Source organism: Falsiroseomonas sp. RANM36, assembly GCF_056682175.1.
Map to the genome: position 1 here is coordinate 145,122 of NZ_JBWXTD010000006.1, position 10,259 is coordinate 155,380.

11 protein-coding genes are annotated in these 10,259 nt (G+C 74.8%); 7 read left to right on the top strand and 4 right to left on the bottom strand.

Annotated features, from left to right (window positions below):
- Nucleotides 1–141 precede the first annotated feature (141 nt).
- From trpC to lexA, 5 genes are all read left to right on the top strand, one after another.
- Complete coding sequence (gene trpC / locus AC1MIR_RS22235; RefSeq protein ID WP_480030374.1) at nt 142–963, top strand: indole-3-glycerol phosphate synthase TrpC; 822 nt, start codon at nt 142–144, stop codon at nt 961–963.
- Nucleotides 964–979: 16 nt separating this feature from the next.
- On the top strand, nt 980–1,750 hold the full coding sequence (locus AC1MIR_RS22240) for a 2-keto-4-pentenoate hydratase (protein WP_480030375.1): 771 nt from the start codon (nt 980–982) through the stop codon (nt 1,748–1,750).
- Nucleotides 1,751–1,816: 66 nt separating this feature from the next.
- Nucleotides 1,817–2,293 (top strand): cyclic pyranopterin monophosphate synthase MoaC, encoded by a 477-nt coding sequence (moaC, locus tag AC1MIR_RS22245; protein ID WP_480030376.1) that lies wholly within the window; start codon nt 1,817–1,819, stop codon nt 2,291–2,293.
- Nucleotide 2,294: 1 nt separating this feature from the next.
- A complete protein-coding gene (locus AC1MIR_RS22250) occupies nt 2,295–3,500 on the top strand; it encodes a molybdopterin molybdotransferase MoeA (RefSeq protein WP_480030377.1) in 1,206 nt (401 codons plus the stop codon).
- Nucleotides 3,501–3,634: 134 nt separating this feature from the next.
- Nucleotides 3,635–4,375: a transcriptional repressor LexA gene (gene lexA, locus AC1MIR_RS22255; RefSeq protein ID WP_480030378.1), complete on the top strand. Its 741-nt coding sequence runs from the start codon at nt 3,635–3,637 to the stop codon at nt 4,373–4,375.
- A gap of 49 nt (nt 4,376–4,424) precedes the next feature.
- Here the strand turns inward: lexA and AC1MIR_RS22260 are convergent, their stop codons facing one another.
- Both AC1MIR_RS22260 and AC1MIR_RS22265 read right to left on the bottom strand, forming a co-directional pair.
- Nucleotides 4,425–4,568, bottom strand: coding sequence for a hypothetical protein (locus AC1MIR_RS22260; RefSeq protein ID WP_480030379.1), 144 nt, complete (start codon nt 4,566–4,568; stop codon nt 4,425–4,427).
- A gap of 75 nt (nt 4,569–4,643) precedes the next feature.
- Nucleotides 4,644–6,830 carry a ComEC/Rec2 family competence protein gene (locus tag AC1MIR_RS22265; protein ID WP_480030380.1) on the bottom strand — a complete coding sequence of 729 codons (2,187 nt, stop codon included), beginning with the start codon at nt 6,828–6,830 and terminating at the stop codon, nt 4,644–4,646.
- A 132-nt stretch (nt 6,831–6,962) separates the two neighbouring features.
- On the opposite strand from AC1MIR_RS22265, the gene gltX reads away from it, so the two are divergent.
- The gene (gene gltX, locus AC1MIR_RS22270) at nt 6,963–8,372 is read left to right on the top strand and encodes a glutamate--tRNA ligase (protein ID WP_480030381.1); all 1,410 of its coding nucleotides are present in this window, start codon (nt 6,963–6,965) and stop codon (nt 8,370–8,372) included.
- A gap of 5 nt (nt 8,373–8,377) precedes the next feature.
- On the opposite strand, the gene AC1MIR_RS22275 is transcribed toward gltX, so the two are convergent.
- A complete protein-coding gene (locus AC1MIR_RS22275; protein WP_480030382.1) occupies nt 8,378–9,265 on the bottom strand; it encodes a LysR family transcriptional regulator in 888 nt (295 codons plus the stop codon).
- Between the two features lie 104 nt (nt 9,266–9,369).
- Here AC1MIR_RS22275 and AC1MIR_RS22280 point away from each other — a divergent pair, with 104 nt between their 5' ends.
- Nucleotides 9,370–9,831 (top strand): cupin domain-containing protein, encoded by a 462-nt coding sequence (locus AC1MIR_RS22280; RefSeq protein ID WP_480030383.1) that lies wholly within the window; start codon nt 9,370–9,372, stop codon nt 9,829–9,831.
- Between the two features lie 12 nt (nt 9,832–9,843).
- Here AC1MIR_RS22280 and AC1MIR_RS22285 read toward each other — a convergent pair.
- Nucleotides 9,844–10,259: DUF697 domain-containing protein (locus AC1MIR_RS22285; RefSeq protein WP_480030384.1), on the bottom strand; the 416-nt coding region annotated here is incomplete at its 5' end.

Genomic DNA, 10,259 nt, shown 5'->3' on the forward strand with positions numbered 1-10,259 from the left:
GGGATGGGCCCCGCGGGGGGGGCGGGGGTGGCCTTGGGGGGGGGGGCGGGGGGTGGGGGGGGCGGGGTTGGCGGGGGGGCCCCGGGGGGGGGGGGCGGGGGCCCCCCCGCCGCCCGAGCCCCCCGAATCCTGAGTAGCCCCATGAATGCCCAGACCGACCTGATGTCCGACACGCTCGCGAAGATCATTGCCGACAAATACGCGGAGGTGCGCGAGCGCTCGGCCGAGACCCCGCTGGCCGAGATCGAGCGCAAGGCGCGCGCCGCGGACCGCCCGCGCGACTTCACCGGCGCGCTCTGCGACGCCGTCGCCGATGGCCGCGTCGGGCTGATCGCCGAGATCAAGCGTGCCTCGCCCTCCGGCGGGCTGATCCGCGATCCCTTCGATCCGGCGGAGCTCGCCAAGGCCTATGCGGCGGCCGGCGCGGCCTGCCTCTCGGTGCTGACCGACGGCCCGCATTTCCAGGGCTCGGCCGAGGATCTGGCCGCCGCGCGGGAGGCCTGCGCGCTGCCGGTGCTGCGCAAGGACTTCATGGTGGACCCCTGGCAGGTCTTCGAGGCGCGCGCGATGGGCGCCGACTGCATCCTGCTGATCCTGGCCGCACTGACCGACGAGCAGGCGCATGAACTCGAGGACATCGCGCGGTCGCTCGACATGGCGGTGCTGGCCGAGGTGCATGACCGGCGCGAGCTGGATCGCGCGCTCGCGCTCGAGACGCGGCTGATCGGCGTGAACAACCGCAACCTGAAGACGCTGGTGACCGACCTTGCCGTGTCCGACCAGCTGGTGCCGTTGATCCCGGCGGACCGCATTCCGGTGAGCGAGAGCGGCATCCGCACGCCCGAGGATGTGCGGCGCATCTCCCGCGCCGGCGCGCGCTGCCTGCTGGTGGGCGAGCACCTGCTGCGCCAGGATGACGTGACCGCCGCGGCGAGCGCGCTGATCCACGCGATATCGGCCTGACGAGCGTCTTCGGTTGGTGAACGCCGCAGACCTTCTCGGCTTCCGTGTCGCGCTTGCGCCGGTGGCGCTGCCGCCGGCGGAGGCGCGGCCGCCGGACATGGCCGCCGCCTACCGCATCCAGGATGAGTCGGACGCGCTGCTCGCCGCCGCGGGCTGGCGGCGGATCGGCTACAAGATCGCCGGCACCAACCCGGCCGCCCGTGCCCAGCTCCGCATCGCCGAGCCCTTCCACGGTCGGCTCTACGACCGCCTCGCCCTGCCCACCGGTGCAAGGCTGGAGACACAGCCAGGCTTCCACCGCGTGCACGAGGCCGAGATCGCGCTCCGCATCAGCCGCGATCTCGATCCCGCCTCGGCGCCCTTCGACGCGGCGGCGCTGCGCGAGGCGACCGCCGCCGTGCTGCCGGCGATCGAGTTGATCGGCACGTGCTTCACGCCCTGGACCGAGGCCGGCGCGCCACTGCTCGCCGCCGACAATGCTGCTTTCGGGCACTGGGTCTTCGGCGCCGAGGCGCCGGACTGGCACGCGCTGGATCTCCTGGATATCGAGGCAACCCTCCGCGTCGATGGCGCCCTCCGTGCCACGGGGCGCGGACGCAACGTGGATGGCGGCTGCTTTGGCGCGGCCGCGTGGCTGGCGAATGCCCTGGCCGCCCGCGGCGTCGGGCTGCGCGCCGGCGACGTCGTCACGACCGGATCGGTGACGCCGCCGGTGCCGGTGCTGCCGGGCCAGGCGGTCCGTGCCGAGTTCGGGCCGCTCGGCACCGTCACGCTGCAGATGACGTGAGCGCCACGCCGATACCCCACCGCCCCGGCGTCTGGTAAGCCAGCGGCGGAAGCCAGCAGGCCGCAGATGACCGCCAAGCTCACGCATTTCGACGACCAGGGCCGTGCGGCCATGGTGGACGTGTCGGCCAAGCCCGATAGTGCACGCGTTGCCGTCGCGCGGGGTCGCATCACCATGCGGCCGGAGACGCTGGTCCTGATCACGGACGGAAGGATCGGCAAGGGCGACGTGCTGGGCGTGGCGCGGCTCGCGGGCATCATGGCCGCGAAGCGCACCTCGGACCTCATCCCGCTCTGTCATCCGCTGATGATCAGCAAGGTCAGCGTGGACCTCACGCCCGTCGCTCCCGACGCCGTGGAGATCGAAGCGACGGTGAAGCTCACCGGCCAGACCGGGGTGGAGATGGAGGCGCTGACGGCGGTCACCGTGGCGGCGCTGACGGTTTACGACATGTGCAAGGCGGTGGATCGCGGCATGACGATCGAGGCGGTGCGCGTGGTGCACAAATCGGGCGGCAAGTCCGGCACCTGGGACGCCGCCTGAGATGCTCGCGCTGGAGGAAGCTCGCGCCCGCATCCTCGCCGCGCTGGGGCCGACGCCGGCCGAGACCGTCGCGCTGGCGGAAGGCTGGGGCCGCGTGCTGGCGCGGCCCGTCCTGGCGCGGCTGACGCAGCCGCCGGCCGATGTCTCGGCGATGGATGGCTATGCGCTGCGCGCCGCGGACGGCGTGGCGGGCGCGCGGCTCGACGTGATCGGCAGCGCGCCGGCCGGGCATCCCTTCGCGGGTGGGGTGGGGCCGGGCCAGGCGGTGCGCATCTTCACCGGCGGCTTCGTGCCGGAGGGCGCCGACGCGGTCCTCCTGCAGGAGGATGCCGCGGAGGAAGCGGGCGCCGTGACCGTGCAGGAGACGGTCCAGCCCGGCCGCTGGATCCGCCGCCAGGGCCTCGATTTCGCGGCAGGCGAGACGCTGCTGCCCGCCGGGCGCCGGCTCACCGCGCGCGATGTCGGCCTGGCGGCGGCGGGCAACGCCCCCTGGCTCACCGTGCATCGCCGCCCGCGCATCGGCATCCTGGCGACCGGCGACGAGATCGCGCTCCCCGGCGAGCCCATCCCCGCGGGCGGGATCGTGAGTTCCAACGCCCATGCCCTGGCCGCGCTGGTGCGCGCCGCGGGTGGCGAGCCGCTGATCCTGCCCATCGCGCCCGACGACCGGGACGCGATCGCCGCCGCGGCCGGGGCGGCGCGCGCCTGCGACATGCTGGTGACCACCGGCGGCGCCTCGGTCGGCGAGCACGACCTGGTGCAGAAGGCGCTCGGGCCGGAAGGCTTCGCGCTCGATTTCTGGAAGATCGCGATGCGGCCCGGCAAGCCGCTGATCTGGGGCCGGCTCGGCCGCACGCCGGTGCTCGGCCTGCCGGGCAATCCCGTCTCAGCCCTGGTCTGCGGCGTGCAGTTTCTGGTGCCGGCGCTGGCGGTGCTCTCGGGGCTGCCGGCGGCGCCGCCACCGACGATTCTTGTGCGGGCCGGGGCGCCGCTGGCGGCCAACGACAAGCGTTTCGACCATCTGCGCGCCAGCCTCGCGACCGACCGGGACGGGCACCAGGTGGCCACCCCCTTCCCGGTGCAGGACAGTTCCATGCTGGCCACGCTGGCACGGGCGGAGGCGCTGATCCTGCGCGCGCCCTATGCCCCGCCGCTGCCGGAAGGCGCGGAGGTGGAGGCGATCCCGCTCGGCCAGTTCGGGATCTGATCCGGTTTTTCCGGCCGAGCCTGTGGAAAAGGTTTGACGCGACGCGGAGAACCTACCTAGAACACGCGCATTGATTCCCCGTTTGTTCGCCGACGAGTGCCAGAGGGGCGCCGCGGCGGCGGGAAGGAGGGCGCATGCTCACGCGGAAGCAGCACGAGTTGCTGATGTTCATCGACCGGCACCTGCGTGACACCGGCTTCTCGCCCTCCTTCGAGGAAATGAAGGAGGCGCTGCGCCTCAAGTCCAAATCCGGCATCCACCGCCTGATCACGGCGCTCGAGGAGCGCGGCTTCCTGCGCCGCCGCGCCCATCGCGCCCGCGCGCTGGAGGTGATCCGCCTGCCGGAGAACCTGGCGCCGCGCGGGGCGATCGCCGCCGCCGCGACCGCCTCCCCGGGCGCGCCGGCGCCCGCGCCGGGCTTCGCGCCCAACGTCATCCGCGGCAACTTCGCCGCCAACCTGCCCGGCGTGGCGCGGGCGGCGAACGAGGCCCCGGCGGTTCACCTGCCGCTCTATGGCCGGATCGCCGCCGGCCTGCCGATCGAGGCGCTGCGGGATTCCGGCGCCAGCGTGGAGGTGCCGGCCGCGATGCTGGCCAGCGGCGACCACTACGCGCTGGAGGTCGCCGGCGATTCCATGATCGAGGCCGGCATCCTCGATGGCGACACCGTCATCATCCGCCGCGGCGACACCGCCGAGAACGGCTCCATCGTCGTCGCCCTGGTGGATGAGCAGGAGGTGACGCTGAAGCGGCTGCGCCGGCGCGGCAACTCGGTGGCGCTGGAGCCGGCGAACCGCAGCTACGAGACCAGGATCTTCGGGCCCGACCGGGTGCGGGTGCAGGGCCGGCTGATCGGGCTGATGCGCCGCTACTGAGCGCGCCCACCTGCCGGGCGGTCCGAAACGGCCGCCCGGCCCGAACCCCTCAATAGGGGTCCCACTCCGCCAGGGTGCGCGCGGCGCGCCAGGAACGCAGCCGGCGCAGCACCAGCGTCGCCGCAATGCCGAGTGCCGCGCCCATCGCAAGCCAGCCGGCGGGCGTGATGCTGGTGGTCAGGCCGTATCCCATGCGTGCCTCCCTGTCCTGGGATGGCTCATCTGACGCCGGCGGCGTGAAGAAAGGGTTACCGGCGGCGGCCCGGCGTCACGCGCCGGCGTCCTGCGGCGCCAGCGGCTGCGGATCGGGCCGGCCGGGAAGCGGCGGCGGCGGAACCCAGGGACGCGCGCCGCGCAGCGCGCGCTCCGACACCACCCGCACGCCGCCCGGGTCCACCCACGCCGCCTGCGAACCTTCGCGCCAGACGGTGAAGCGGTCGATCACCGCGCTGCCGGGACAGCGGCGGCGGATCGGCTCGGCCGCGATCAGCAGCGCCGCATGGCCGCAGGCCTCGGCCAGCGCCCCCGGGTCGGGCGGGCTGCCGCCGCGGGCGCCGCGTGCCGGGGGCGGCGTGCGGAACAGCACGATCTCGGCTGCGTCGGGAGAGGGCCGGAAGCGGCAGGCCACCGGCGTGCAGGCGATCGCCCCGCCCGCCGCCTCGCCCGCCGCCGGCAGGGCCAGGCCCTGCGCCACGCCCATCCGGCGCAGCACCGCGTTGCGGGCGAAGGCGCTGGCGCCGGGCTGCGCGTGCAGGAACACGCCCTCCGCCGTGCGCAGCGCCACCAGCCGTGCATCGGCCGTCACCAGCACGGCGGGCGGCGGCACCTGCAGCGCGGCCGCCACGGCGCCAAGCATGATCGGCACGCCGACCAGCCGCAGCGCCCCGCGCCACAGGCAGACCCAGCAGAAGCCGAAGCCCATCACCGCCAGCGCCGGCCCCGGCAGCGGCGGCAGCACCGGCGCGGCCTCCGGCCATGCGGCCACCCAGGCGGCCACCGCCAGGATCGCCGCCACCCCCTGCCCCATGGCCCAGAGGGCCGGCGCCTCCAGCCCGAAGGGCATCAGCAGCAGCGCGATCATCCCCGCCGGCATGACCAGGATCGAGGTGATCGGCACCGCCAGCGCATTGGCCGCCACGCCGTAGATCTGCAGCCGGCCGAAATGGTGCAGCCCGATCGGCGCGGTGGCCGCGCCCGCCAGCACCGAGGTCACCACCAGCCCGAAGGCCGCGAGCGCCAGCCGCCGCCGCCAGCCCGATCCTGCGGCCGGCCGCCGGCCGCGGAGCGATTCCCAGCCCGCCGCCAGAGCCAGTACCGCCGCGAAGGACATCTGGAAGGACGGGCCTAGCACCTCTGCCGGCGCCACCAGCAGCACCGCGGCGGCGGCCAGCGCGAGGGTCCGCACCGTCAGCGCCCTCCGCCCCGCCAGCAGGCCGAGCGTGACGAGCGCCGCCATCACCAGGCAGCGCTGCATCGGCACCTGCGCCCCGGTCAGCAGCGTGTAGCCGAGCCCGGCGAGCAGCCCGCCCACCGCCGCCACCGCCTTGCCGTTCACGCGCAGCGCCAGCCACGGCACCAGCGCCACCAGCAGCCGCAGCACGCCGAACACCGAGCCCATCACGATCGTCATGTGCAGGCCGGAGACCGAGAGCAGATGCGCCAGGCCCGAATCGCGCATCGCCACGATCTCCGTCGGCGGGATCGCCGCCTGCGAGCCCGTCAGCAGCGCCGCCGCCACCGCCCCGGCCGCGCCGGGAATCGCCGCCTCCACCCTGGCCTCGAGCTGCGCCCGCAGCCGCGCGAAGCCCGGCAACTCCCCCGCCCCGCGCGTCACCTGCACCGGCCCGAGCGCCGTCCCCGACCCGCCGAGCCCCGAGAAATACGCCGCGCGCGCAAAATCCCAGCCGCCCGGCACCACGGGGCCGCCCGGCTCGCGCAGGATCGCGCGGGCGGCGAGCCGGTCGCCCGGCATCGGCCGCGCCGGGTCGCTCTCCCGCAGGCGGATGCGGATGTCGCGCGGCAGGGGCTCGCCGCCGGCGATACGCACCGCGCGCAGCGTCACGCGCTGGCCTTCGGGCAGCGCTTCCACCGCGACGACCTCCCCGGCGATCTGCACGGCCCAGCGCGGCAGTTGGAGCGGCGGCGGCAGGCGTGCCGCGTGCCAGGCGGCCATGCCGAAGCCGAGGCAGCCGGCGGCGATCAGCGCCAGCACCCAGCCGGACAGCGGCGCCCGGCGGGAGACGAGCATCGCGAGCGCGATCAGCGGCGCGGCCAGCGCCAGCGCGCCCGGCCCAGGCTCCGTCGGCTGCTGGAAATAGAGCAGCACGCCCGCGCCCAGCGCCACCGCCAGCCAGGGCGCGAAGCGGCCATGCTGGCGGGCGAGCAGCCCCGCCGCACCGGCGCGCAGCCGCGCCAGGACGTCCGGCCGCTCCGTCGCGCCAAGGGCCAGGCTCACGCACGCCAGAGTCGGTATTGTTCCGGCGCCATGCAACCCTTCGATGAAGCACGCCCAGCGAGCGGCCCCGGCGGTTCTGCCGGGCGCCAAGCTGCGTTAGGAAGCACCACCCCTCTCCGCATCCGGAAGCCCATGTCCGTCCGCACCCGCTTCGCCCCCTCCCCCACCGGCTACCTGCATATCGGCGGCGCCCGCACCGCGCTGTTCAACTACCTCTTCGCCCGCCGCCATGGCGGCCAGTACCTGCTGCGCATCGAGGACACCGACCGGCAGCGCTCGACGCCCGAGGCGGTGCAGCAGATCCTCGACAGCCTGGAATGGCTCGGCCTCTCCCCGGACGAGCCGCCCGTGTTCCAGTCACAGCGCGAGCCGCGCCACGCCGAGATCGCGAAGGCGCTGCTCGCCATGGGCAAGGCCTATCTCGCCTACGACACGCCCGATGAGCTCGCCGCGATGCGCGCCGCGGCCGAGGCCGAGAAGCGGCCCTTCAAGTATGACGGCAGCCGCTGGATCGGCATGGACGCCAAGGACGCGCCCTCCGTCGCGCCGGCCATCCGCATCATCGCGCCCCGCCCGGGGGAGGGCGGCGGCGAGACGGTGGTGAAGGACCTGGTGCAGGGCGAGGTCCGCGTCGCCAACACCGAGCTCGACGACATGATCATCCTGCGCTCGGACGGCACGCCGACCTACCTGCATGCGGTGGTGGTGGACGACCACGACATGGACATCACCCATGTCATCCGCGGCGACGACCACCTGACCAACACCTTCCGCCAGTGCATGGTCTATGACGCGATGGGCTGGCGGCGCCCGCACTTCGCGCATGTGCCGCTGATCCACGGCGCGGACGGCGCGAAGCTGTCCAAGCGCCACGGCGCCGTCGGCGCGCTCGACTTCCGCGAGCAGGGTTTCCTCCCCGAGGCGGTCTGCAACTACCTGCTGCGGCTCGGCTGGGGGCACGGCGACACCGAGATCATCTCGCGCGAGGACGTCACAAGAATCTTCGACATCGCCGATGTCGGGCGCGCCGCGGCGCGGATGGACTACGCGAAGCTCACCCACTTCAACGGCGTCTGGCTGCGCGCCGCCGACGACGCACGCCTCACGCGCGAGGTGCTGGAGCGCTTCGCGAAGCGCGGCGTGCTGTTCGGCACCGACGGCGCGGCGCGCGTCGAGATGCTGATGCCTGACCTGAAGGAGCGCGCGAAGACGCTGGAGGAACTCGCCGGCGCCGCCGCCTTCGCCGTGCATGAGGGGCCGCCGCCGATGGAGGCGAAGGCCGCCGCGCTGCTGACGCCGGAAGCGAAGGAGCGGCTGAAGGACCTGGCCGTCTTCCTCACCGACGCGCCGTGGGAGCGCAAGGACCTTGAGCAGTGGCTGCGCGACTACGCGGATGTGAAGGGCGTGAAGCTCGGCAGCGTCGCCCAGCCGCTGCGCGCCGCCCTCACCGGCAGCACGCAGTCGCCGCCCATCGACGCGGTGCTGGCGGCGCTCGGCCGGGGCGAGGCGGTCACGCGCATCCTGGCGGCGGCGGAAGCGTAGCGGCTCTATGCCGCGAGGCCCCTGGCGCGCGACCAGCGCGCCAGGTGGTCCACGAAGGCGCGCACCTTCGGCGTGACGAGGCGATTGCTGGGATAGACGGCGTAGATCCCGGCCGGGGCGGCGGCCGCCTCCGGCAGCACCTGAAGCAGCCGGCCGTCCCGCAGCGCATCCGCGACCGACCAGTCGGGCAGCGCCACCAGCCCGATCCCCGCGAGCGCCGCCGCGCGCAGCGATTCGCCGTTGTCGGTCAGCAGCACCGGTCGCACAGCGACGCTCTCGCCGCCCAGCACCCAGGTGTCGCGCCAGGCCAACGGCGTGAAGCCGATGCAGCGATGCCGGGGCAGGTCCGCCGGCACGGCCGGGGCGCCGCGCTCAGCCAGGTAGTCAGGGCTGGCGACGATGATGACCTGCGACCCGCCGAGGCGGCGCACCACCTGCCCCGCGGCCGGCGCGGCCAGCACGCGGATGGCGAGGTCCAGGCTGTCCTCCACCAGCCGCGCATGCGCCGCGGCCTCCACCAGTTCGACCGTCAGCGCGGGATGGCGCGGCAGGAACTCGGCCAGCGCCGGCATCACCCAGCGGGCACCGAAGCATTCGGGCACCGCGACGCGGAGCGTGCCGACCGGGGCGCGCTGCATCGCCTGCACCTCGAGCCGCGCGGCTTCCTCCTCGGCCAGCAGACGGCGGCAGCGGGCGTAGAAGGCCTCCCCGGCCTCGGTCGGGCGCAGCCGGCGCGCGCCACGGTCCAGAAGCCGCACGCCGAGCCGCTCCTCGAGCCCGCGCAGCGTCTCGCTAACCGAGGACTTGGCCGCCTGCAGCCGCGCCGCGGCGGCGGTGACGCTGCCGGTCTCGACCACGGCGACGAAGACCTCGACCCCGGCGAAGGCATGCATGGGCGGAGTGTTCGCCCGGCCGAACGCCCTGTCCAGAACGAAGCCGCGACAGCGGCGCGCGGCGGCCGCACCCTGCCACCGCTGCATTGCGAAGGAGGTTCACGATGCTGGATGCGGCTTCGGGTGGTATCGCGCTGGTGCCGGCGGAGGCGGGCGAGGCGCTGGACATATTCGGCCTCGCCCTGGTGGTGAAGGCGGAGCCCGGCAAGGGCGGGCTGTTCCTGGCCGAGCATGTCGTGCCGCCCGGCCTCGGCGTGCCGCTGCATGTGCACGAGGCGGATGACGAGATCTTCGTGATCGGCGCGGGTGCGCTCACGCTGCTGGCCGAAGGCGGCGAGCGCGTCGCCGGACCGGGCATGACGGTGCTGCTGCCGCGCGGCGTGCCGCACGGCTTCCGCAACGACGGCGCGGTGCCGGTGCGGATGCAGGTGATGCTCACGCCGGGCCACGCCGCGGCGGCGATGTTCCGCGCGCTGCACGCCGCGACGCGGCAGGCCGGGCCGGGCGGGCCGCCGCCGGCCGAGATCGGCGCGATCTGCGCCGCGCATGGCGTGCGCTCCGGCTGAGGCGGGCGGCGTTCAGCGCGGCGGCACGATCCGGCAGGCCCGTGCCGCCGCGCGGGCGAGAAGGATCATCCGGCGCGCGGCCACCGCGCCCTTGCCGCTCTCGCCGATCGCCGTCTTCACCAGCGGGTGGGAGGCGACGAACTGCGTCGCGGCGTCGATGGCGACATCGGCCGCCGCGATCGCCCCGGCCTCGAACAGCGCGCGGCGCAGCAGGCCGAGGGTGCCCGCGATGCCCGGCCGAAGCCCGTGGATCGCCGCCACCTCCCGCACCAGGCGGAAGCCGCGCCAGGCGAAGAACACGGCGTCCAGCGCCGGTGTCGGCATGACCAGGATCGCGCCGGCCGCCGGCGCCGCCGCGGCGCGGGGGGGGGGGGCCCGCGCCCCCCCCCCCCCCCCCCCCCCCCCCCCCCCCGCCCCCCCCCCCCCCC

Excerpts from the sequence above, each read along its gene's own strand:
- AC1MIR_RS22280 (WP_480030383.1), top strand. The coding sequence starts at position 9,370 with ATGCTGGATGCGGCTTCGGGTGGTATCGCGCTGGTGCCGGCGGAGGCG.
- gltX (WP_480030381.1), top strand. The coding sequence starts at position 6,963 with ATGTCCGTCCGCACCCGCTTCGCCCCCTCCCCCACCGGCTACCTGCAT.
- lexA (WP_480030378.1), top strand. The coding sequence starts at position 3,635 with ATGCTCACGCGGAAGCAGCACGAGTTGCTGATGTTCATCGACCGGCAC.
- trpC (WP_480030374.1), top strand. The coding sequence starts at position 142 with ATGAATGCCCAGACCGACCTGATGTCCGACACGCTCGCGAAGATCATT.
- AC1MIR_RS22275 (WP_480030382.1), bottom strand. The coding sequence starts at position 9,265 with ATGCATGCCTTCGCCGGGGTCGAGGTCTTCGTCGCCGTGGTCGAGACC.
- moaC (WP_480030376.1), top strand. The coding sequence starts at position 1,817 with ATGACCGCCAAGCTCACGCATTTCGACGACCAGGGCCGTGCGGCCATG.
- AC1MIR_RS22250 (WP_480030377.1), top strand. The coding sequence starts at position 2,295 with ATGCTCGCGCTGGAGGAAGCTCGCGCCCGCATCCTCGCCGCGCTGGGG.
- AC1MIR_RS22260 (WP_480030379.1), bottom strand. The coding sequence starts at position 4,568 with ATGGGATACGGCCTGACCACCAGCATCACGCCCGCCGGCTGGCTTGCG.